Origin of the sequence: Nonlabens agnitus (assembly GCF_002994045.1) — a bacterium.
GTDB lineage: Bacteria > Bacteroidota > Bacteroidia > Flavobacteriales > Flavobacteriaceae > Nonlabens > Nonlabens agnitus.
The window spans coordinates 886998-911632 of sequence record NZ_MQUC01000003.1 but is presented as its reverse complement, the minus strand read 5'-3'; the positions used below and the strand labels follow the sequence as shown (position 1 = coordinate 911632).

At 40.3% G+C, this 24635-nt stretch carries 17 protein-coding genes; 7 read left to right on the top strand and 10 right to left on the bottom strand.

The genetic code is table 11. The features are described 5' to 3' along the window. Nucleotides 1-151 precede the first annotated feature (151 nt). Nucleotides 152-673 (top strand): SixA phosphatase family protein, encoded by a 522-nt coding sequence (locus BST86_RS04225; RefSeq protein WP_105983939.1) that lies wholly within the window; start codon nucleotides 152-154, stop codon nucleotides 671-673. Beyond that, on the top strand, nucleotides 673-894 hold the full coding sequence (locus BST86_RS04220) for a VF530 family protein (RefSeq protein ID WP_105982179.1): 222 nt from the start codon (nucleotides 673-675) through the stop codon (nucleotides 892-894). Before BST86_RS04225 ends, BST86_RS04220 begins: the two co-directional genes overlap by 1 nt. Nucleotides 895-997: 103 nt before the next feature. On the opposite strand, the gene BST86_RS04215 is transcribed toward BST86_RS04220, so the two are convergent. The 4 genes from BST86_RS04215 to BST86_RS04200 form a co-directional block, all read right to left on the bottom strand. Next, on the bottom strand, nucleotides 998-3976 hold the full coding sequence (locus BST86_RS04215; protein ID WP_105982178.1) for a T9SS type B sorting domain-containing protein: 2979 nt from the start codon (nucleotides 3974-3976) through the stop codon (nucleotides 998-1000). 180 nt (nucleotides 3977-4156) lie between these two features. Continuing rightward, nucleotides 4157-5806, bottom strand: a complete 1650-nt coding sequence (locus BST86_RS04210; RefSeq protein WP_105982177.1) for an ArnT family glycosyltransferase — start codon at nucleotides 5804-5806, stop codon at nucleotides 4157-4159. Next, complete coding sequence (locus BST86_RS04205) at nucleotides 5803-6423, bottom strand: lipid-A-disaccharide synthase N-terminal domain-containing protein (RefSeq protein ID WP_105982176.1); 621 nt, start codon at nucleotides 6421-6423, stop codon at nucleotides 5803-5805. The genes BST86_RS04210 and BST86_RS04205 overlap by 4 nt, the downstream gene beginning before the upstream one ends. After that, nucleotides 6420-7133 (bottom strand): glycosyltransferase family 2 protein, encoded by a 714-nt coding sequence (locus tag BST86_RS04200; protein ID WP_105982175.1) that lies wholly within the window; start codon nucleotides 7131-7133, stop codon nucleotides 6420-6422. The genes BST86_RS04205 and BST86_RS04200 overlap by 4 nt, the downstream gene beginning before the upstream one ends. Before the next feature lie 149 nt (nucleotides 7134-7282). On the opposite strand from BST86_RS04200, the gene BST86_RS04195 reads away from it, so the two are divergent. Next, a complete protein-coding gene (locus BST86_RS04195) occupies nucleotides 7283-8215 on the top strand; it encodes an NAD-dependent epimerase/dehydratase family protein (RefSeq protein WP_105982174.1) in 933 nt (310 codons plus the stop codon). 280 nt (nucleotides 8216-8495) lie between these two features. Here BST86_RS04195 and BST86_RS04190 read toward each other — a convergent pair whose 3' ends face one another. The 3 genes from BST86_RS04190 to BST86_RS04180 form a co-directional block, all read right to left on the bottom strand. Then, on the bottom strand, nucleotides 8496-11624 hold the full coding sequence (locus BST86_RS04190; protein ID WP_105982173.1) for an efflux RND transporter permease subunit: 3129 nt from the start codon (nucleotides 11622-11624) through the stop codon (nucleotides 8496-8498). Between the two features lie 23 nt (nucleotides 11625-11647). Beyond that, nucleotides 11648-12763: an efflux RND transporter periplasmic adaptor subunit gene (locus BST86_RS04185; RefSeq protein ID WP_242446457.1), complete on the bottom strand. Its 1116-nt coding sequence runs from the start codon at nucleotides 12761-12763 to the stop codon at nucleotides 11648-11650. Nucleotides 12764-12826: 63 nt separating this feature from the next. After that, nucleotides 12827-14173: an efflux transporter outer membrane subunit gene (locus BST86_RS04180; RefSeq protein WP_105982171.1), complete on the bottom strand. Its 1347-nt coding sequence runs from the start codon at nucleotides 14171-14173 to the stop codon at nucleotides 12827-12829. 604 nt (nucleotides 14174-14777) lie between these two features. Here BST86_RS04180 and BST86_RS04175 point away from each other — a divergent pair. Then, a complete protein-coding gene (locus BST86_RS04175; protein WP_105982170.1) occupies nucleotides 14778-15284 on the top strand; it encodes a YceI family protein in 507 nt (168 codons plus the stop codon). A 251-nt stretch (nucleotides 15285-15535) separates the two neighbouring features. Here BST86_RS04175 and BST86_RS04170 read toward each other — a convergent pair whose 3' ends face one another. From BST86_RS04170 to BST86_RS04160, 3 genes are all read right to left on the bottom strand, one after another. Beyond that, entirely contained in the window at nucleotides 15536-16816 is a 1281-nt protein-coding gene (locus BST86_RS04170) for a Y-family DNA polymerase (protein ID WP_105982169.1), read from the bottom strand. Continuing rightward, the gene (locus tag BST86_RS04165; RefSeq protein WP_105982168.1) at nucleotides 16813-17181 is read right to left on the bottom strand and encodes a S24 family peptidase; all 369 of its coding nucleotides are present in this window, start codon (nucleotides 17179-17181) and stop codon (nucleotides 16813-16815) included. The genes BST86_RS04170 and BST86_RS04165 overlap by 4 nt, the downstream gene beginning before the upstream one ends. A 107-nt stretch (nucleotides 17182-17288) precedes the next feature. Continuing rightward, nucleotides 17289-17843: a DUF427 domain-containing protein gene (locus BST86_RS04160; protein WP_105982167.1), complete on the bottom strand. Its 555-nt coding sequence runs from the start codon at nucleotides 17841-17843 to the stop codon at nucleotides 17289-17291. 716 nt (nucleotides 17844-18559) lie between these two features. Here BST86_RS04160 and BST86_RS04155 point away from each other — a divergent pair. The 3 genes from BST86_RS04155 (at nucleotide 18560) to BST86_RS04145 (ending at nucleotide 24353) form a co-directional block, all read left to right on the top strand. Next, nucleotides 18560-19018 carry a hypothetical protein gene (locus BST86_RS04155; RefSeq protein WP_105982166.1) on the top strand — a complete coding sequence of 153 codons (459 nt, stop codon included), beginning with the start codon at nucleotides 18560-18562 and terminating at the stop codon, nucleotides 19016-19018. A 60-nt stretch (nucleotides 19019-19078) separates the two neighbouring features. Beyond that, the gene (locus BST86_RS04150) at nucleotides 19079-19870 is read left to right on the top strand and encodes a hypothetical protein (RefSeq protein WP_146126704.1); all 792 of its coding nucleotides are present in this window, start codon (nucleotides 19079-19081) and stop codon (nucleotides 19868-19870) included. A gap of 97 nt (nucleotides 19871-19967) precedes the next feature. Then, complete coding sequence (locus BST86_RS04145) at nucleotides 19968-24353, top strand: T9SS type B sorting domain-containing protein (protein ID WP_105982164.1); 4386 nt, start codon at nucleotides 19968-19970, stop codon at nucleotides 24351-24353. Nucleotides 24354-24635: the final 282 nt, after the last annotated feature.

Here is a 24635-nt window from a genome sequence, read left to right as displayed (position 1 = left end):
TACTAGCTTGAAATATAGGAAAGGTTGTTGGGAGTTCGCTTTCGCGAAAGCGAAACTAATCAACATAAATCTTCACAAAATTGTGGATAAACGTACTATTAACACAATGCCGCGCAAGTTTGCCTATTTTTACCACCACAAAGATCTACCCATGAAAAATATCGTCCTGATACTCGCACTGGCACTGGTGTCGTGTAATAATTCCAACTCCCAAGACACGGAAAAAGATGATGATGGTCTGACCACTTTTTACTTTATACGCCATGCCGAAAAACAGCAAGGCGCAGATCCAGACCTGACCGTCTACGGCGAGCAGCGCGCTACAGAATGGGTCAACTACTTCTTTCTCAAGGATGTGGATCACGTGATATCGTCAGACACTAAACGTACTCGCGCCACGGCAGCACCACTCGCCAAAGCCAAAAAACTAGATGTAGAAACTTATGATGTAAGCACGGTGACCGGTAAATCACTGCTGGAGCAATATCGCGGTAAAACGGTAGTGCTCTATGGCCATAGCAATACCATAAATAAATATGCCAACGATCTTCAAAAAGACACCAATTACCCAGAACTGGATGATGCCGATTTTGATCATTTTTTCATCGTAAAGATTGATGAAAACGGGAATACCAATGCCGTCAAGGAATCCATGGATTTTGATATTGATTGATGGAATCACAACCCAATAATCCCTTACACGGCGTCAAACTCGCTGATATCGTTGAAAAGCTGGTAAGACATTACGGCTGGCATGAATTAGGCGGCAAGGTCAGAATCAACGCATTTAACACCAATCCATCCATAAAGTCCAGTCTCAAATTTTTACGTCGCACACCATGGGCACGTGAGAAAGTCGAGGAACTGTATCTGGAGACGTTTCACAGTAAATAGAGAAGTGTCAGCGATTACTTCTTTAGAAGGAATTCTAGATGTTTATTTGATTTTAAATGTTTCGCTTTCGCGAAAGCAATCACATCATCAGATCATTAGTTGCTTATCTTTTTAGCGTAAAATGTGCTGAAAAATCTCTTGGCACATCATCATTTCTAGGTATGTAGTTGATCCTGAACCAATAGTCAGATGAAGGCATCAACTCACCTTGAAAGGTGCCATCCCAAGAAGAATCTGAAAAATTAAGCTGCTTGAGTAACTTCCCGTACCTGTCAAAAATGTTGATGATTGGATTTTGACTTTCTTGTAATCCTGCGATGCTCCATAGATCATTGAATCCATCACGATTGGGTGTAAAAAATTTGGGGTAGCTAAGTATAAACACCACTTGAGCATCTTCACCACAGCCATTTTTATCTCTAACTATCACTTCATATCTGCCATCGTCTAGATTGTCAAAAACACCGTTCTCTTGCCACAGTCCATCGCCTATACTATACTCAAAATCACCATCACCAGTTGCCGTGGCGATGATGGTTTGGTCCTCGGCAAAATCGATAGAAGTAATTTCTACAGATAAGGATGGTGGTTCCTTGCGCAAGGCGATGGTCTCGTCTTCAAAACTACATCCTGTAAGGTTGTTCGTAGCAATTAGTTTATACTCACCAGAGAACGTCACCTCCAAACCATTGTTTGTCTCATCAGGTAATAGCTCATCGTTCAAATACCATTCAAAAGTATGGCTGGAAGAATCCAGTCCAGATTCTAAAAATGGGGTTTCAAGAATGACGTTTCCTTCATCATCAGTACATACAATGACGGTTTCTGGTAAAATGAATTCTGGTAAAGATTCCACTGTTACTTGAATCTCGCCACGGCATCCATTATCATCAATCGCTGTCATGGTCGTTATCCCAGCTAAAATAGCAGATACCAGTCCATTCTCATCTACAATAGCAACATCAGGATTTGAAGAAGTCCAACTCAAAGCTGAACTACCGCCGGTAAAAATCAATTGCAACTGTTCATTCTCACAAACAGGATTTATAGGTGTAATCTCTATGGGATCTGTCACTGTAATATCAATATCGCCTGCACATCCATTCACATTAGTAAAGGTGACGGTAGCGGTACCTGGACCTACAGAGGTTACCAATCCTGTATTATCAACAGTCAAAACTGACGGATTTGAAGATTGCCATAGATCAGCAATTGATGTAGGAGAAACGGTCGTTAATTGGCTTGATTCACCTAAACATAACAGTGTATCTCCACTTAAGGTGGCATCGGTACTAACCTCAATCATCATCGTATCAAAACAGCCACCTAGAGTGGTATATGTAATGGTGGTTGAGCCACTGGAAAGAGTTGATAATTGACCATTTTGATCTATAGTTGCCACTGCCGGATCAGAAGATGTCCATGCGTCTGTAGCTGCTGGAGTTCCATTTGCTGTGTATGTAATTTGTGAGTCAAGACAAACTGTTTGCGGCCCCATAATTACCGGTTGGGTAAGAACGGTAAACGTTGTCGTAACGCTGTCGTTGCAACCACCTTGCTCTGTATAGGTTATCATAGTTGTACCAGCTGAGACAGCTGTAACAAACCCATTATTGTCTATCGTCGCCACATTCTCGTCAGAAGACACCCAAGGGTTTGTGGCAGATGGAGTTCCTGATCCAGACAACTGGCTGGTTTCAAACTCGCAGACGCTCGTATCACCCGTAATCTGCAAACTGTTGTCAATGAAGAGATCTATGGCGTTACTCTGCAGGCAAATCTCATCTGCTTTAATAAGTATACGGTAATCATTGCTTAATTCTATTCCATCTGGAATGGTGCACGTTATGGTTCCGCTGGTTGACGTTTCACTCGTCCCTATAACGGTCGCATTGTTAAAGTTACCTTGGGCATTACTTAGGATCACTTCAAAAAGGGTTGAACTTGTAAATCCTCCAGACAGCTCAAACTCGACCTCAAAAGAATTACTGTCGCAAAAGTCAGGTAGCGTATCAAATTCGTTCAATCGTATGTTCTTCAATAAATCTGGAAATACAGATAGGTAGATTTGCCCGTTGCTGGAGTATACTGCGACGATATCGTCCGTGAATGGATTACGTGCGATATTGTGGCTCTCTCCTACCGCTATGACCACTGCTTCACCAAAGGTTGCACCTTGATCAGCGCTTATTTTCATTTCCAGTTGACCGCTTGAGGATTTGTAACCGTCAATCAATGTTCCTGTATTATCGGCAAACAAGGTTCTACCTTGAACGTTATTGGAGTTATCTGACAATTGGATGGTTCTAGTCATACCGGTTTCCACATCTAGACGGTAGCCTTCTGTACCGCTACCACCTGTAAAAATATAGGTGCCACAAGGCCCATCGCTTAACGCATAACTGGAAAAGAAAACTATTCCGGCAGGATTGAGTGCAATTTGATCAACTGTCTGGCCAGCATCTTCACTTTTAAAAAGATATAGGTTGGGATCGTCTGTGGGAAGAAAAATGGTTCCGTTAACATCAGTCAGGATATCTGCATATACAAATGCACCACCGGTAGGCGTGGATGAATAGGCACCATTTCCAAAATTATTATTATAAATCAAATCAATACCAGAGGTCTGAGTCAGGTATACATTGTCGTTATAGTGCGCCATATGAACAGCGCGGGAATTAGTAGAAAAAATGAATCTAGGTGGCTCAAACGTTTCTCCTTGATCGAGACTTCTTGAAACCATCAATCCATTCGAGCTAAAAGAGACAAATACGATCCCTTCATCGTTGACCATAATACTAGATTCTGCATTTTGCGCTGGACTTACCTGTACACTGGGCAAAAAAGATGCACCACGATCCTCACTTTTTGCTACCCAAACTCCTGTAGGTCCTTGATAGACGACATAAATAATTCCGTCAGGAGATACCGCAACATTTTTACTCGTATTTGCCTGTCCTATATCATAAAAACCACTTGAATCACTGACTAAAGTACCAGTAAATACTGGTGGTTGCGAATAACTAAGTTTAAAGACAAACAGAAAGAAAACAAGGGCGCGGATGGGTAAAAATCGAGGCAAGTGCAAGTTGATATAATTTTGAAATAAGATCTTAGTGTTTTTAGCCTAAGAAATGGAAGTGCAAAATAAAAACATATGTTAATTGAAAGGACCTTAATCTATATTATTTCGAAAAATAAAATGACAAGTACAAAGTCTCTTTAATAGTTCGCTTTAGCGAAAGCGAAATTCATCAAATCCCTATTTCACTATTTTAATTTGCTGCCCTTGAGATTTTTTGAGCACATAAAAATCTGCTTTAAGTCGGTCCTTATAGCTGCTGCGAGTGCTGTCCACTGGATTTAAGTCAAAGGTTTCCACGGATTCTACTCGATACTTTTCGTTCAGAAAATCGAGTTTGTTCTTTTCCACAGAATAATCTGTGAATACACCTATGATCGATTCGTTCATCAACAATAATTCTTCTTCAGTTTTATGGATCGTACTGGTTCCATAATCCCAAACCAACTCTGGAGCAAGATCTTCCAAGGCATAAGTGGGTAGTTGACGTTCACTCAAACTGGTAAGCGAATTGTAATCTGGATTTCCTAAAAGCGCATTTGATAGCGGAAAACCAAATGTAATTACCACCATCACAAATGCGATCGTTCCATAAAACACTCTGCCTAATTTCTGCTGGATCAGACTATACCAGATAAAGGCTCCAACCGCTACCAGAGCAATTGATGTCAAGATATAATACAGATAATAACCATCGAGCTTTTCACCAAAATATAGGAAGGCTCCCAAAGGAAAAACCAAGCCTATAGTCGCGATAAGTCCAAAATTGAAATACACCGGCCATTTTTCCCATTTGCTGGTGATCTGCCTAAAATTTAAAATAAGATACTCGATATAAAATGCTGTGGTCATCGCCAGCGGAATCAACACTGGCAATAGATAACGTGATTTTTTGGTTGGGATCAAAGACAACAGTACCACAGCCATAATAGTCCATAAAAGAACAAAACGATAGGCTTTTTTATTGGAAACTCTCTTCTTCAAATAGGGATATAATAAAGCGACGAATGCTGGTATGGTCCATATTCCAGACTGTGTGAAAAAGCTCCAATAATAGTAGAATGGCTTGAGCTCGTAGCCTACCCAACGGCTGGATTCTTTGGTGGCAATTCTGGTGGCTTCTGCAGTGTCATAAACGTAGATATAGATGGCCCACCAAGATGATAATAAGGCAATTACTAGAATCATCGCCAGTAATGGCCACCATTTTTTTCTGAAGGCTTTGTACTTGTAGGTGAACCCATAAGCGATAAGGAATGGAAGCAACAAGGCATAATGTGATACTGGACCTTTGCTCATAAAACTTAATCCTATAAGTAATCCAGCTAGTAGCGCGTTTCGGTAGTGTTTTTCAGCTTGCGATAAGAATTGGAATAGGTAATAAATACCGACCAACATAAACGCATGAGCAAATATGTCCCAAGTGCCGTTACGTCCTGCAAATATGACGTAGAAGCTGGTGCCTGTAATCAAGCTGGTAAGGAGCGCGAGATGATTGTTTTGAGTCAGCTTTCGCGAAAGCGAGAACATATAAAACAACAATAACAAGGTCACAAGCGCTGCCGGTAGTCTCAATGCCATCAAACTTTCCCATCCTATGAGTTCTCCAGAAAATGCCGTCAACCAAGTAGGTAATGGTGGTTTTTCATAGCGCGCCAGACCATCCATGGTGGTGAGTATCCAGTTGCCGTCTGTAACCATCTCACGAGCGGTAACGAAATTGCGCGCTTCCATGATGTTGGGATACAGCCATCCCAAATGGGCGATATAGACTGCAGCCCAAAGAATAATGATGCTCCAATATGGATGTTTCTCAATGAATTTTGTCATTCCTGCGTTTTCAAAATAATAATGTTGCGGGAATACAATACGATTCCCAACAAGTGACCTAAAAATAACACTGGATCTTTTCTAATAATGGCATAGGTCAAGATTAAAAGGGAACCCAGCAAGCTCAACGCCCAAAAACCCATGGGCAATGATGATTCCTTACGTTTCTCACTATAAAACCACTGATAGATAAAGCGCAATGTAAAGACAACCTGTGCCACGATGCCTAATGCCAGCAGCCAGTTGGGAATGTTCTCATTCTGGAATAACAATTCCCTATCATACACCTGATTGTTATATCCTATAATTAAAATTATAAGCGGAAATAGGTATAAAAACCAACGCAAAGCCTTTGGAAAAGATCGCCAGCTGTCCTGCAACTGCATATTGCGTATGTAGATAAAATAGGTCAATATCTGACCCAACATGATGGCAAAGTCGTTGCGCAAGTAGCCATACAAAAAAAGCGCAAAGGATGCGATAAGACTAAGCTGCCAAAATAAAACTGGCGTCAGGACACGCTTATTCTTTTCTGAAACGATCCATTGCATAATGGATCGAGCGGAAAAAAGAATTTGGGCAACAAAACCTATGGCATAGATGACCCATTCATTCATGCCTTATCTGCTACTTTGTAGTTGATGTATTTCTTTTTCATCCATAGATAGGCAAAGCAATCCATTAATGGTCCAAGTAATCTATTCCACAAACCAAACTTTGCCGTGCCCGCAACGCGTTCAAAATGTTGCACGGGAACTTGCTTGATCTTACCATTTTGCAATAAAATCATTGCAGGTAAGAATCGGTGCAATCCCTTGAACATAGGGATGCGTTTTGCATAATCTGCTTTGATGATCTTAAGTGGACAACCGGTATCGTCCATTCCATCATGAGTGAAACTGCGTCTTATACCATTTGCTATGGTAGAAGACATGTTTTTGACAAAACTGTCCTTGCGCTGTGAACGCACACCAGTCACGAGATCATATTCTCCAATGTGTTCCAACAACAAATCAAAATCCATGGGACTGGTCTGCAAATCTGAATCGATATATCCTACCAGTGAAGTTGTAGCGTGATCAAAACCAGCTTTAATGGCAGCGCTCAAGCCATAATTCTTATCAAAATTAATGTAGTGAAACTTTGGGTTTGAAGCGCAAATGTCCTTGATAATCCGTAAGCTCTCATCTGTGGATCCATCGTTTACTAAGAGGACCGACGATTCTACCTTAGAACTATTGATATAGGCGCTCAGTTCACGTTCCACTCGTTTTAGATTATCTGCCTCATTATAAACAGGTACGATAATCGTTAAGGAATTTGTCATTCAACAATGGGGTTATTTAGGTTGGATTTACAAGGTTAATAATAAAATCTAAAGTAATTTTGAAATCTGGTCAAATTGCCAAGTAATAGGCAAACCTTTTTCAAATCAAAATAAAATCTATTCCTTTGGAATAGAAAATTCCATTCTTCATGAAAATTTTAATTACTGGCATCGCTGGTTTTATTGGGTCCCATCTCGCTGAAAGATTGCATGCCAACCATCATGAGGTTATTGGAATCGACAACTTTTCTGATTATTACGATGTCACATTAAAGCGCGAAAATGCAGCTGCTCTTTCGCAGTTGGATATCAAAGTAATGGAGTTGGATTTGCGAGAAGACGATCTAGAGGCAGCCTTGCCTAAAGATGTGGAATATATTTTTCATGCAGCAGCTTTACCAGGCATTGCAAGTACCTCAACTTTTGAGCAGTACCTTACCAATAATGTCATTGCAACACACAGATTGACAGTAGCTGCCGCTCATCTAGCGCAGTTGAAAATGTTTGTCAATATTGGGACCTCATCGATTTATGGTAAAGACGTTTTTTGTGATGAAGAACAAATGGCAAAACCCATTTCGAACTATGGTGTCACAAAACTTGCTGCAGAGCAGCTCGTTATGTCCCAATCTCGATTAGGGAACTATCCAGCCTGCTCACTGCGATTATACTCCGTTTATGGATCGCGAGAACGACCAGACAAAATGTTTAGCCAATTGATTAATTGCGCGATACATGGGGAAAAATTCTCATTGTTTGAAGGCAGTCTAGAGCACAAACGCAGCTTTACCCATATCACTGACATTATTGACGGTATCGTGAGTACCATAGGTAAAGAAGATGTTTGCGATGGCCAAGTTATTAATCTGGGCACAGATCAGGAATACACAACCGCACAGGGAATTCAAACCGTGGAGAAATTAATGGATACCAAAATTGGTATCGACCTTAAACCAGCTCGTAGCGGTGATCAACTTAGAACCAAAGCAGTGATTGACAAAGCCAAAAAGCTGCTGGATTACAATCCGCAAGTAGGTCTTGAAGAAGGCGTCCAGGAGCAGATCAACTGGTTCGAACAGTAATTCCTAAAATATCTTTCTATCCGCGATTCCTTTATTTGCAAAAAATTGAAGTTGGATTATTTCGCTTTCGCGAAAGCGGAATAGCGAAAGACTGATAGATAAGTTATTAAGAGTTAGCCTTATTATAGCAAATAAGCTCATGGTCATTCATTAATAGGTGGCTTTATAGAGCTCCTTGATGGGATGTTTTCCGAAACAACATAGAATGAATAGAACGCGCTTTCTCAACTGCCCTACAATTTGATGTTTTACTGGGTTGAAATTAATACTCCTTTGTTTATCACCCATGAACTACATCACTATCTCGCTGCACCGTCTTACGTTTTTGAATTAGCAGGCGAACATCCTCCAATGCTAAATATAGACAAGGAACAATCACAAGAATAATAGAGGTCGCAAATATGATCCCAAATCCTAATGAAATGGCCATGGGAATTAGATAAAAAGCCTGGCTAGACGTCTCCAAAATGATAGGCGTCAATCCTCCAAAAGTTGTTAATGTGGTCAACATGATCGGGCGGAACCTTCTAAGACCTGCTTCGTGTATGGACTCATAAATGGAAAGTTCGCCACGCTTTTTATTGGCGTAATCAATCATTATTAATGAATCATTTACCACCACTCCAGACAAGGCAATTACTCCCATCAAACTTACCAATGACAAATCATAGCCTAGAATGATGTGACCAAGCACCGCTCCCACTATACCGAAAGGTATTGCTGTCATCACAATAATAGGTTGAATGTAATTTGAAAAAGCCATTGCCAATAGTGCATAGATCAATATCATGGCCATGGCAAAATTGCTCCAAAGAGATTGAGTGGACTCCCGCATATCTGCCTGACCTCCTTCAAAAGTCCAAGTGATTCCAGGAAAATCAGCTCTCAATTGAGGCAACTCTTCTTCTTTAACTTTTGCCAAAACCCGCCCAACGGCATTTGCAGGTTCTACATCAAAACCTACATTGACCACTCTTAGACCATCCCTACGATTTATGCTAGTAAAAGCCTCTCTTTGGGTTACTTCAACAACATCCATAAGCGGTACTTCTATTCCATCAGGACTACGAACTATAAAGTCCTCGAGATTTTGAATGTCTGTACGTTCTGAAAGAGGCAGTTTCACCCTAACCTCAATTTCATTTGTACCTCTTAACTGGCGTAACGCCAAGGCACCAAAAAATGCATTGCGAACCTGTCTTCCCACCTCGTTAGAAGTCAACCCCAGATTGCGACCTTCTGGTAGGATATTAAAGTCATACTGCTGTTTCCCGTTGTCGTAATTGTCGCTTACATCTCTAGAGTTTTCTAAGGCTTCCATGCGTTCCACAAAAGCCATGCTCGCGCGCTCCAACATCTCAATATCTGGATGACTTAAGTCCACGCTAATATCTTGCTGGTAGCTTCCAGGACCACGCTCTGCTTCAAAAGTGATTTGATCCACCCCTTTAATCTCGCCTATATTGTCCCTCCATAGGGCGATGACCTCAGCTGCAGTAATGTCCCTTTGATCTGGTGGTAGTAATACAATTTCTGTATCGATGAAGTTCTGACCGCGGATATTCGTTTTTATGCCCTCTGCAATCTTATAGAGATCGTATTCCTCAAACATTTTTTGAGTAGCCGTCGTAATTTCTGCAGCCACCTCTTCAGCTTGAGCTCTTGTGGTTCCTACCGGCAAACGAACTCCTGCTTCAATTTCTTCAGCCGCTACTTGTGGCATCAATACCATACCCATATGATCACTATAAGCATAGCCACCTACTACAAGTAATAAGGCGGTTGCAAGACTGAGCGTTATGTAACGGTGCTTGAGACATCGATCAAGAAATGGCCTGTAATAAGTTTCAATGATCCGGTCAAACGCTTTCGCGAAAGCGTGCTGATAACCTTCCAATTTTTCAACCCACTTTCTCTTTTTCTTCTCTGAAAGGTGTGCCAAATGCGATGGAAGAATAAACAAAGCTTCCAATAAACTCACTGTCAATATGACGATTACCACGGCAGGTAAAGGCCACCAAAACTTGCCCGTTTCACCAGGAATAAATAACAGAGGTACGAATGCAATAATTGTGGTAAGAATACTGAAAATCACTGGTTTTGAAACGTCCTTAGTTCCTTCTACAGCCGCCTTCATATAGCTCATGCCCTGCTGCCGCTTTTCATATATATTTTCCCCTACCACAACGGCATCGTCAACAACAATACCCAGTACCACTAGAAAACCAAACATGGATATCATATTAATACTCACGCCTATGAGTGGTAGGAATATCATACCACCCACAAAGGAGATAGCCATACCTATCATTACCCAGAATGCGAGTCTATATTCTAGGAACAATGTCAAAATCACCAACACAATGACGATGGCCAAAATCCCGTTTTCAGTCAATAGTGAAAGTCTCTCCCTATAATCCTCAGCTCTGTTGCTATCGATTCTAAAATTGACGCCTGGAGGCAGAGGAAATTCTTCCATAATTTCCTTAACACGCTCTTCAATGTCTAATGGCGATTGATCACCAATACGGAAAATTTCCATCTCTACGGAAGGCGTTTGATTGAATTGTCCATGAAAGCCAGCTTCTTCAAACGTATCTTCTATAGTTGCCAGATCACCTAAAGTAACCTTAGCACCTGATGCTGCCGTGATAATGGTGATGTTTCTAAATTCATCTGCCCACTGCTTGCGCTCCTTCATGCGCAATAATATTTCACCTGAATTTGTTTCGACCGCTCCAGCTGGTACATCCTGACTGCTTTGAGCAATAATGTCTGCTACTTGTTGAAGGGTCAAACCATATTCTTGAAGTTTATATCGAGGGATCTCGATACTTGTTTCATAATCAGGAACACTACCTATCTCTACTTGGGTAATTTCAGGATCGCTCAAAAGAGTATTCCTCATCTGCTCAGCCAGTTTGCGTAGGGTCCAGATGTCGACATTACCGTAGAGGCCAATCTCCATCACATCGCGCTGGCGATTTTGCAAGCTTACCTGCGGTTGCTCAATATCGTCTGGAAAAGTATTGATACGGCTCACCGCCTGATCAATATCCTGGAAAGCCTTCATACGATCTGTACCGGCAATAAGCTCTATAGTGACGTTTCCTGATCCTTCGTTAGCTGTGGAAACAATTTCTTTGATTCCCTGAATGCCACGAATTGTTTCTTCCACAGGCAGTAAGATACCTTGTTCGACCTCAGCGGGTGCTGCACCAGGATAGCTCACGTTGACTTCTACAAAGTCTAGTTGAAATTGCGGAAAAACCTCCTTTTGGATACTGAACATGGTATAGATTCCACCACCTACAAGAAGGATCATCAAAAGATTTGTAATCACAGAATTGCGCGCCATAAATCCAATAGCACCTTCCTTTCTCACCTTATTCTTTTTATCCTTTGACATTGTGGGTGTCCTTTATCGTTGATTTACTGTTTCATCTGGCTACTCGTGTCTTCTTTAAGGTCAACACCTTCGGCTACTGTACTTAAATTAGTTATTACCACCTGGTCGCCATCGTCTAAACCTTCCATGACGTATGCATATTCTGAATCTGTTAGTGCAAATTTGAGTTGACGAATTTCCAGTTTACCCTCTTTCATCACCCATGCTGTATTATTAGGGCGCACATAATCTCGATTGATTCTTACCACATTTTGAACAGGTTTCCCTTCAATGGCTACATCAACAAATGACCCTATAATCAAATCAGGTTTATTAGGATCTGGATTGCCTAAGGGCTGTGGGACTTTCACCAAAACTCTGGCTAACCTTGATTGTCCTTCCAAGGCTCCAATTTTTTTATCTAAGAAGCCTTCTCTTGATGCACCATCCGGCCAAGCCGATTTATTGCGAATCCTTACGGTTGAGCCCTGAGTATTACCGCCGGTAGGAAAGTTTAGCCATCTTAATTTTGAAACTGGGATATTGACTTCTACCAAATAAAACTCGGTTCCCACCAGTCGACCTAAATTATCACCGGGAGCTACTTGTGATCCCACCGTTACATTTTGATTTAAGATGTGAGCATCAAATGGTGCTCTAATACTTGTTCTGGTTAAATTTAACGATGCTTGATTTACAGAGGCCTGTGCCGATTGTATGTTTGCCTTGACCGCGTTTAACTGTGGTTGACGTAACACCAATTTACGCTCTTGGTCACTTATGGTATCAATCCCAATTAGATCCAAATCCAACTGGGCTACTTCCTGCCTTCCCATCTCTATCTCTAAATTGGTCTTTTCCTGGTTTAGATTGCTTTGCTCCAATGCTAAAGTATTGCGATAATCGGCTGGATTGATTTGTAATAACAGCTCTCCTTTCTTTACAAAACTTCCAGGCAAAAAGTTTTCTGATCTTTTAATAACTGGACCTGAAACCAAAGGGCTTATGATCACATCTTCCAACGGTCGAACCGTTCCCGTGGCTTCAATTAGTGGTATATATTCGTTTTTCTCTACAGTAGTTAGGTTGACGAGCATGGCACTTTGCTTCACGCTGCCTTCACTTTTTGCAGTGGGTTCTGTGCTAAATATTAGGAACACAGCGATTGCCGCTATTAGCACGATTGAAGTACATATGATTACTATTTTCTTTGTACCCATTATTTATTCATTAATTTCATTTTCACGTATTGTTTTAAAGCTTCCTGCCAATGCACGATAAAGACTTACTCTAAACTCAAGCAATTCTTGTTGAGCCGTTATTTGTTCCCTACGCAGCTGTTGTTGCTCATTTAAAGCAATTAAGAGATCTAGGTACTCACTGAATCCATTCAAAAATTCTAAACGGATTTGCCGGTTTGTTTTATCAGAAAGTGATAGCTGACGTTCCAAGACCTCCATTCGCTCTTTTTGCTTCAGCTCATTGATAAGTGCATCCTCTACCTCTCTGAAAGCTATCAGTACGGTTTGACCATAATCATATAAGGCACTTTGTTTTAAAGATTCTGCCTGATTTGCCTCGGCTTTTAATCTTCCTCCGTAAAATATTGGAGCCACTAAATTTCCAGAGATGCTATACGCCCAATCTTGAAATAGATTAGCATATGTATTGGATCTTGCCTGAGTGGCCACGGTGAAGGAAAGTCTAGGATATTTATTGCTGATGGCTGCTGCAAAATCCCTATCTGCCGCCAAAACACGTTGGTACGCACTTTTTAAATCAGGTCTTCTACGGGTCAATTCCAAGGGAAGACCCGTGGCAGGAAGGCTATCCACTTTTGGTAAGGATCTTTTTTTAATTAATAGATTGCTTTGTGCCGGTTTACCTACCAAAAGTGCCAATTGATTTTGAGCCAATTCCAAGTCTTGTTCTGCCCGAATCTGCAATGCCTTGGTAGATTCCAATAACTGTTGCTGGCGCAGCACATCTACGGCCCTAAGTTGGCCGCTAGAGAAACGAGCTTTAATGAGTTTTGTAATCCTTTCATTAATATTGATTTGTTCCTTTATGAGATCAATTTGCTGCAAAGCACTCAGAACATTAAAATAAGCGATGCTTACCTCTGCTGATAAGCTCATAGTAGCTGTTTGATAATCATAATAGCTTGCCGTGGCACGAAAAGTTGCCGCGTTCTTTGTCGCTTTAATACGTCCCCATAAATCAACTTCATAGCTGGCTGAAAGTCCTGCCTGAGTATTTTCACCACCAGCAAAATCAGGTTGAGGGCGCGATATACCGCTACGAAGTGAAGCTTCTACCTGCGGCCATTGATTTGAACCTTGGATTCTTACGTTTTCCTTTTCCGCCTGGAATTGTTCCCAGATTGACGCTATGCTCAAATTATCTGACAGTGCCGAGTCGATGAGGCTATTTAATTGTTCGTCTTCAAAAGTGGTCCACCATTCATCAGGGATTTCTTGATTCCCTGTATTACTGAAATCTTCAGAATAGTCAATAGGAGTTTCAAGGGAAGCGGTTTTAGGGCTACAAGAAATTATTATCCATACCATTACTAGGTAAAAGCATCTGTAGGATTTCAGTAATCCTAGACTTTTTGTAATTATTCTATCGTTGAGGTTCTTGTCGTTTTTTATTTTGAAGATTTTCGCCAAGTTTACTAGAATATTTAGGAGGATTTCTTAAAAATACTTCTCAAAAGCCATCAATTTTAAGCTATTGTGGATTATTTAACGATGACAAAGCCTTAGTTGAGGCAAGCCTTATTCATTTGAAATGAATGGGACGGCGATCTAGTTTTGCAGCGATTTGAAGATTTTAAAACGCGATCCCGATGACAGAGTAATAGAAATACATTGGCTAGTATGCTGTTATAAAACAACATGGAAAGAATGCAGTACACCTTATCATTTGCCAATTTCTGATCATGTGATTATCCACATCACAGTAGCGAGAAAAGATCTTCTAGAAAAGGGTTTGAACGGTTATAATTCCTTTATTTTCAAATTTCCAAGGACACGATGTCCTATCTATATTATACTCTAACCAGACTTTCATTAAAAATACTGATGATTATCCGTTGGTGTTGAGTTTTTTATTTTAAGGAATAAGATTTACCCACGACTTTTTACATGTCTTTATTCTCAAATCTTAATAATGAAACAAGCTCTAGTTCTAATTTTATTCCTCTTTGGAATGACTCAAATTAGTCCCAAAATCAATACTGAAAAATCAACAGTGACCTTCACTTTTAAGAGTCGTGATTTAAACGGAACTATAGGTGATATTCAATCTCAATCTTCAATCGACCTAAGTCAACTTCAAAACTCAAAAATCAAAGGCTCAGTGAGTGTTCAAAGCCTTGATACCGGTAACTTTTTAAGAGATGGGCACTTGATGTGGAAGAAATATTTCAATGAAGATGATTATCCGCGCATTAATTTTGAAAGCACTTCAATTTCTAATCAACCAGATGGTTCTTTTGCGGTAGAAGGTAATTTATCTATTAAAGGAATAGAAAAACCAGTTAAATTTCAGGCAACAAGAACGGGAAATAATATCAAAGTCTATGGCAGCATTTACACTAGCGACTGGGACATCAATATTGAGGACGATAGAAGTGAAAATGAAGTGGCTGTGATTTTAAACCTACAGCTCGATTAGGTACCTAAATGATGTGGCTTTCACAGTCACAAGGCCTGATTTGAGCATAAATATCAAGATATTTCTAAATGAATTATAGATAGTTTCCTGTATTTCCAAACACTAAATAACTTTTTAGCTTTAAGCAAACGAATGTTCTTAGCAATTAACTGTAAAGAGTATGTTTATTTCGCTTTCGCGAAAGCGAAATGAAACCATCAAATGATCTAAAATGATTAAGTATTGTACTAGAATAGACCTTTAATCACGATCTATTGAGATTGAGATTTACCAATGGTGAGGATCTCATTCCATTGTGTGGTGTATCTTGGGCTACGGTGTTCTTTAATTAAAGCCCATTCCTTTTCCCGGTTTCCTACTGTAGCCACTTTTACTTTATTCTTGCCAAATTTGTTATTCAAGGCGTCAATGACTTGAGTGATTTCTTTACTTTCGTTTTTGTGTTTTTCTTCAAACAAACTCGTTTGTATCTGATTATCTGGAACGATTTGTAAGAGATTCACACTTACCTTTTTATAACGGTAGCCCTGCCTGAATATCTGTTTTAGACCCTTTAAGGCCTCTTTATTCAATCTAATGGTACTGTTTGTAGGACTATCTAATTGAATACTTATTTTGTTCCTGTATTGTTTGTCATAACTGCTAAAATTATTGGTTTGCAGCCCTACCTCAATCATGGTCGCAGAGCTCTTTTGTTGTCTTAAAAGATCAGCAACCTCTGCCACATAATAGCTACAGGCTTCCGCAATGAGGCTGTAATCTGTCAACATAAAACCAAAAGATTTTGCTGTTCCTATTCCTTGTTTTGCGTCTGGTTCTTCTACTAATTCTAGACACGGTATATTATTAAGCTCTCTCCACAAGCGCTCACCGATCACTGTCATTTCTTTACGAACCCAGGCCACTGGCATTTCAGCAAAATCTAGAGCCGTAATGATGTTCTTATCTTTGAGTCTTACAGCATGCTTTTTCCCTACACCCCAAATATCTTTAACCTGTAAGCTACGTAGCAAATGTTGTCGTTTCTCTTCTGTATCGACCACATAAACGTCCTTATTTTCTTGTAATTTCTTAGCAAACTTGTTCGCAAGTTTAGCTAGTGATTTGGTTTTAGCAATCCCAACACCTACAGGAATACCTGTGTTTTTCTCTACTGTTGATTTTATTGTTCTTCCATAGTCATCAAAATTAGCGTGTGGATAGTGAGAAAGGTCGACAAAACTCTCGTCAATGCTATATTCTTCGATCAATGGTGAGAATAATTTAAGGGTGTCCATTACTCTCCTGGACATGTCGCTGTAAAGCGTGTAGTTCGATGAAAAATAAGCCACATTATTAGCATCCAATATTTTCTTGATCTTGAAGATGGCCTGAAACATTGGTATATCAGCAAGTGCCTTAGCTTGTTTATTTGCAGCAATGACACAGCCGTCATTATTGCTCAAAACAATTACCGGTCTTCCTTTTAAGTCGGGTCTAAATACCTGCTCACAGGATGCGTAAAAGCTATTGCAGTCCACTAAGGCAATCATAACACAGATTTGATAACATAATATGTAATCACGCCCCAAACGTTAAGCTCAGTACACTCCTGAGCACTTACTCTATGAATCTGGAAACTGTCCTCTTGAATTACAATGGCAAGTTGATTAGCTTGGGGAACCAAAGATTTATCTACAATGAGAACATCATTCTTCTTCACCTCAAAACCTTCAAAAGAATCATCTATCACCCTAATGTAAAATGTGGATTCTTGATTTGTTACCAATACATTATTCAAATCTATCCTAGGCTCATTGTAATGAGTCGCTGGACTTGAAAAACCAGTTTGCTTAGGTCGCTCCACCCTATGATTATCGATAGGCTTTTGAATGAGATTGACATCTTTAGCTTTCATAAGCTAGATTCCTTGTTTTAGCATTTATCTTCTATTATGTCTTTGTTACAATTTACAGCTTTCACTAAAGCATAAAGATAGATTACCTATAAGACCTGATTCATCAATTACCAGTGGCCTGTACCACTATCTCCTTTAAAAGGCCCAGTCAAGTCTGGTGTGATCCAGCCGGCATAGAATTCGCCTGGCTGGGCTTTTACCTCAACACCATCCACAAAACAATCCAGGTGTTGTGGGTAGAATGCTAGGTGGTGTTTGAGATCTTCAAATTCTGGAAAAGGATTGGTATAGGACCATGCGATAGCACGAGAGTTATTTTCTTTTAAAGCCCAATAGGTTGCCTTGCCCTTCCACTCACAAAAAGAGCTCTTACCAAGAATTTGTTCCAACAATTCCATGTCGATATCCTCTTGTGGTATATAATAGGTAGGCGGACTGGCTGTTTCTAGTACCGCTAGTGCTCGTTGCGTTTCCGCAATGGATTTGCCCTGGTGACTGACCATTACTACTTTTTCTACCTTTTCTATGGCTGGCGGACGCGGAAAGTCCCACACGGAACGCTGACCTTTTTTAGGCTCAATGGCAAAAGGCGGTCTTGTATTACCTCTATTGTTCCAACCATCGCGAGATTTTTGTAATCGATCTTCATTATTATTTTGCATGGCGGTATGATTTTAATTTCGTGTGATTCTTTGGTATTCTACAAAATTCAGGAGTTTTCAAAATTTCGATGAATTAAAATATACATGCACTTATTGACAAAATATAACCTACTCTGTTTAATATGCGAAAAGTATTAAGCGAAACTTGTGATCAAAAGCAGTAACTCTAATTCTCCCTTAGAAAAAAATCACCAACCTACTCTCTATGTAAAATGACGTGTAAATCGATAGTACGCCGGATGGAAATCCTGAGAGTAATTGATCAATTAAATTATTGCCACTACGTCTCAATTATTTTTATTGTACTCTAACTAATTACCTCGATGCACGAAATACAATACTTACATGCTTATCTGCGGCTGTAGCATTTAACTGGGCCATGTGGGGTTTGAGAATTGAGGTTTGAAATAATGCCATTGACGCTACCGGAGTTTGGAACTAAGATAGTCATGCAAATGGGTTGAAATGGTGTGCTTTGGGATTTGGACTACAAAGTTGTTATGGGGTTTTTAACAGTAGGTTTGATCTCGCGGTTTATTCTGTTCAATCGTTTAAATGCAACCAAGGCAAAAAATAATTTTCTACCTGACGGAAAGGTTGAGTAGTCTATTTAAATGATCGAAGAAATTCATATTAATTTTAATGACTACTTAAAGCATATGCTCATTCCCTATTAGCAATTATTGGAGGTATGCTCTATTATTGTATAATAAGAAATGAAAGTGATTAAAACGATCTATATACTTTTTGCGACAGTTTTACTTAGTGCGAGCTGTGAGCTAGAAGAAACTGATAAATTCGATTACATCAATCAATCTAATCATGGTGTATTTTTCTATGAAGCTAATACAAATGCCGGTATTGTATATCCTGATACCTCTATAACCCTAAATCGTAATCTACTGTCGGTAATTGCTCCATACACTACTCTAAGCACTGGTGGTTTCAGAAGTTCGAAAGAAACATTCTCGGAATTACCGACTGATACTTTATCTGTTTATTTCTTTCACCCAGAGGTCATTGAATCTAGCACATTTGAGAGTTTACGTTTGAACTATAGGGTTCTTAAGAGATATGATTTGAGTTATAAAGATTTCCTAATGCTAAATAAGGAAGTAATTTATCCACCAACACCAGCGATGGCTAACATTCAACAATTACCGTCATATCCATAAATCTTAAAAAGAATATATCGGGACTTTAATCGTTTTACCATCATGAAACCCATCTATTTAATGAAAAATAACTTTTTTTACTTTGTAATTTTTATCCTATTAGCGTCCTGTGGGCCCAGTGATGATTCAATGGACCCTGAAGTTGTCCCTGAAGATTTCAATATTCAACTTTCTGCCACGAACACTGCGGTTGTGGATGAGGTTGTACCCGTGATGATAAACTCATCAAAACCAATGGCTAGCCTGACCATATCATTTGATAATTTTCAAACCAGCACTACTGCCTTTTCAGATCAAGGAAGTTCACAAACCCGTTTTTTTAAGTTTGATAAATTGGGCATGAATTCTACTGTATATTTTCGTGCCAAGGACGAGGACGGTAATGAGTTTGATACTACCTACACTCCAAATATCTCTAGAGGTAATTCCGTTAAAATTAATCAGATAAAAATCAACTCTTTTGCAGGAATCGATACCACGCTAGATCCAGAATTTCCAGAAACTGACCCTAATCGTTTGGCAGATGTATTTTTTGTTTTACTGAAACCTGGAGTGGATATACGCAATGGCGATGTCAATGGGGCTAACGAATGGTACAGATCTCCGGTAAAGCAAAATCAAGGAGACCTGACCTGGGATCTTACCAACGCGGAACTTTACATTAACCCAGAATTTAGAATTTTATATACCATGGCCGATGATGATGGCAATTTTGTGCAAGACTTGATGCAAGCACCACCGTTTGAGCGTGAATTCAGACTTTCTGATTTTGCAGATACTCGTCCTAGTGAAGTAACTCTTTCTGTGCCATCGATAGATCTAGAAGTTGTGTTTACAGTGGATTGGAATTAAGACTTTGAAGTTGCTCTGCTTTCGCGAAAGCGAAATCCCATCACAACACTACTAAATAGATCGTTTGCCTTAACTTGCTTTCGAACTCTAAGTACCAATGAAAAAGATCATTGCCGTTTTAATCCTATGCATTTCTAGCCAGATATTAGTAGCACAAGGTGAGGCCAATATCTGGTATTTTGGTGATAAAGCTGGACTGGATTTTAACAGTGGCGTACCTGTCCCATTGAATAATAGCCAAATGACCACACAAGAAGGGTCTGCCTCTATAGCTGACCGATCTGGGAGGTTGCAGTTTTATACCGATGGTGTGAAGGTCTGGGCTAGAGACCATTCCATCATGCCTAATGGAAGGGGATTAAAAGGTAGTTTCTCCAGTACGCAGTCTGCGATGATCGTACCTGTACCAGGATCATCTACAGACTACGTTATTTTCGTCGTAGATAGCCAGGCAGACTTTAAGGGGTTAAACTATTCCACCGTGGACATGACCTTAAATGGTGGTCTGGGTGATGTGGTGGAGAAGAACGTGCAACTCGTTGCACCAACCTTGGAAAAAGTAACCGCAATAAAACATGCTAATGGCAGAGATATATGGGTCATCACCCATGAGAGAGAAAGTGACGCGTTTTATGCTTATCTCGTTACCGATACTGGTGTAAATGCTACACCCGTTGTTACCAACATAGGTCCGGTTATCGCAAGTGATTTTGTTTCCGATAATATCGGTTATATGAAGAGTTCTCCTGATGGAACCAGAATAGCAATGATTCACGCCAGAAATAGGGATTCTTTTCATTTGGTCGATTTTGACGCTAGCACAGGTGTAGTTTCCAATTTTATGAATATACCTGATAGTCGTGGTAACTATGGCGTCGAATTCTCTCAAAATAGTCAGGTGTTATACACTACTGATATTAATTCTACTGGTAACGGAATCATTCAATACGATATCACAAAAAGTACACCGTTTGAAATTTCCCTGACCATTAAGCGTTTAGCAGATCCTGTTCCAGGTAGTGGTTGGGGTGCACTACAGCTTGCCACGGACGGTAAGATTTATGCGACAAGAGTGCCTAATGATACCATAAACGATCAAATTAAAACACTGAGTGTCATCAACAATCCTGATGTACTTGGATCTGGTGCTAATTTTGAACTTGACGCGATCGATTTAGGTCAAGGTGCTGCACGGCTAGGGTTGCCACCTTTCATTCAAAGTTTTTTCAGTGTCGCTTTTGAAAGCGAGAATTTTTGTTTGGGCGATACCACAGAATTTAGGTTGAGCTCCTCACTAGACACTTTCGATTCTGTGTTATGGGATTTTGGCGATGGAAACACCTCTACTGTTGAAAATCCCACACATATTTATAGCGCTGCAGGGATTTATGAGGTGACATTAACCGTAAATGCGGGTGGAGAATCCAGCACCGAAACCCAAGAAATCGAAATCTTTGAACAGCCTGTTGCCAACCCTGTTGAGGATATAGCCATTTGCGATGTTGACAATGATGGATTTGCAGCTTTTGATCTCACTCAATGGAATAGCGTTCTTTTAGGCAGTCAGGATCCCGCACAATTCAACGTGACCTATTTTGCGTCTCAGACGGACTTGGATAATAACACACCTATTCAAGATCCAACCGCCTATATCAATAGCAACACGTTTACCGCTCAAGAAATTATTGCCCAGGTTACCAACAATGATAATGATGATTGTGCCGCTTTCGCGAAAGCGAATATACAAGTATTTGAAAGCGCTGTTCTAGCTGCAGATATTCCTAATCTCGTTTTTTGCGATAATACGAGTGTGGGAACCGATGCAGACGGCAGGACTCTATTTGATCTTACCACTCATGAGAATAGCTTTTTGGCCAATAGTTCCAATACCGTTTTTGACATCGCTTATTTTGAAGATAGTGGTCTTGCTACTCCTATTGCAGATCCTGCGAATTATGGTAACCTTACAAGGTCCCAACAGATTTATTTTACCGCTTCCAACCCAGACAATAATGACTGCCAGACGGTTGGTTCTTTTACCATCGAGGTCGAGGAACTGCCTAATGTAAATCCTGTCATCAGTCTCGAGCAATGTGATGATGACCAGGATGGTTTTAGTGTTTTTAACCTCGAGGAAACCAAAGAAGAGATTTCGAGTAATGCCAGCAACGAGGTTTTTACTTTTTACAGCTCCTTAACCGATGCAGAGCAAGGAGTTAATTCGATCACCGATCCAACCGATTATACCAATCAAACGGTTAGTAGTGATCTGGTTTTCGCACGAGTAGAAAGTCAAGCCGGCTGTTATCGTACAGCAGAAATACAGCTGACTGTAACCACCACACAGATTCCTGATTCTTTCTTACGAGAGTTTTACGCTTGTGATGACGGCGCTGATATCACCGATGGAGTTGCGACATTTGATTTTAGTAGCGTGGTACCAGAAATTGAAAATCAGTTCCCATCTGGACAGCAGTTGGTGATTCGGTTTTATAGGAATGAGAATGACGCCCTACGTGAACTGAATGCGATTGCCGATGTGTCTAATTATCAGAATGCAGGTTACCGCGACCAGCAAGAAATCTACGTGCGTGCGGATAGCGAGATTGATAATGACTGTTTGGGCTTAGGTCATCATATCACACTGAATGTGACGCGGCAACCTGAACTCGTCACGATTACAATACCAGATCAATGTGATACGGATGACGATGGTTTATACGAGTTTGATACCTCAGATCTAGAAAACCAATTGACAGGCAATGATCCGGCGTTTTCCATCACCTATACCGATCAAAACGGTACAACCCTATCCTCACCATTGCCTAATCCATTTGTGACTGGTTCTCAAACCCTAACTGCTAGGGTAGAAACCAACGCGATTGCTGGAAATACGGCCACATGTTTTGTTGAAATACCGCTGGAGTTTAATGTTAGAACTGCACCGCAAGCGCAGCCTGTCGATGACCTTAGAGCTTGTGGCAGTGACCAAGATGGATTATATGAGTTTGACCTCACACAAATTGAACAAGGTATTATCAATGGTCAAGCAGGTGCGGAGATCCGATATTTCAGAACCGACGGATCAGAGATTACATTAACTGCAGATAAAACTTTTATATCAACTGGAGAGCGCATTACCGCACGCTTAAGTTCTAGCGAAGAAAATAGTTGTTTTACCGAAACATCTTTCAACCTAATTGTTGATCAGCAGCCTGTTGCCAATGCTGTGGATGATGTGTTTTTGTGCCTGGATCCAAGTGTGCCTTTGACTAATGACTTTGACCTGACCGAGTTTGATGGGGTCATTTTAGGAAATCAGACAGCGGCATCTTTTACCATAGAATATTATGAATCGGCCGCAGATGCCATTGCTAAAGTTAATCCTATCACCACAGATTATACCGTTAACAATAGAAATACCGAAGTATTTGCCCGCATCAGTAATGTAGCTAATGAGACTTGTTATGAGGTCACCTCGTTTAGTTTAGGAGTTTATAGAATGCCCGTGGCCAACTCACCTGATGAGCTAGAGGTTTGTGAAAATCAAAATGGAGGTCCAGTTACCGTAGATTTAAATGTCCAAACGGATGCCATATTGAATGGACAGTCTGAAGTGGATGTGATCGTTTCCTACTATTTAAGTCTAACAGATGCAGAAGCTGGTATCAATGAAATAGCTTCTGGCCTATTAGAGACCGATCAATCAATAGAAGTGTTTGTACGCTCGGAAAACTTTCTTTTAGAGGATTGTTATGATACCACGTCATTTCAAGTGGAGCTTGTTGCTAGGCCCATTCTAGACCTAGAAACTGAATATCCATTATGTAATAGCCTCAATAGTTTAGAAATCGAATTCGACGGTGCCTATGATCGTATCGAATGGTCCACAGGGTCGACGACTAATCTTGTTAGTATTACTGAACCAGGAAGTTATTCGGTTACCGTTTATAATGAATACGATACGGTGATATGCGAAACCTATCGGGAGTTTACCGTGGTACCTTCCATAGTTCCAGAAATCGAGCGGATCGATGTTCAGGATTTTTCCCAAAACAGTAATTCAATAGAGGTTGTTTTGAGTTCGCAAGGCAGCTTTGAATACTCCATCGATGGGTTTAGCTTTCAGCGATCTAATGTTTTTGAGGGATTGGACGCCGGCACTTATGAGGTAACTGTTAGAGATATATCGGGTTGCGGTGTTTCTACAGAAACGGTGATTATACTGGATTACCCTAGATTCTTTACTCCCAATGGGGATGGATTTAACGATACCTGGCATATTGAAAACGCAGTTGCAGACCCTGCCTCACAAGTCTTTATTTTTGACCGCTACGGTAAATTATTGGGTAGGTTGACAGCTGCCGATCAAGGCTGGAACGGAACGTTTAATGGTGAACCTTTGCCATCCAGTGACTATTGGTTTGAGTATCAAATGTCGGATGGTAGGAGTTTTAGAGGGCATTTTAGTTTGAAGAGGTAGGTAAAAACTCTACTAAATCTCTTTTGAAATTATAGATAAGATTTAGTCCATATCTCTTAGATCTTCTGAAGTTGGATGGAACATTTCCATCATACCAGAGCGCAGTCAAGGACGGTAATCCTCTTCAAACTCCTCTGCGTTTAAATTTTGGGCTTATTATCATCTCCACCCATCTTCTGATTTCAAGGAAAAAGAAGATTGTGCCTTTAACGACACCTCCTAAGATTAAAAAGCGATCATAAAAAAGCCGCCCTTTTAAAGGCGGCTTTTCACATGAAAACT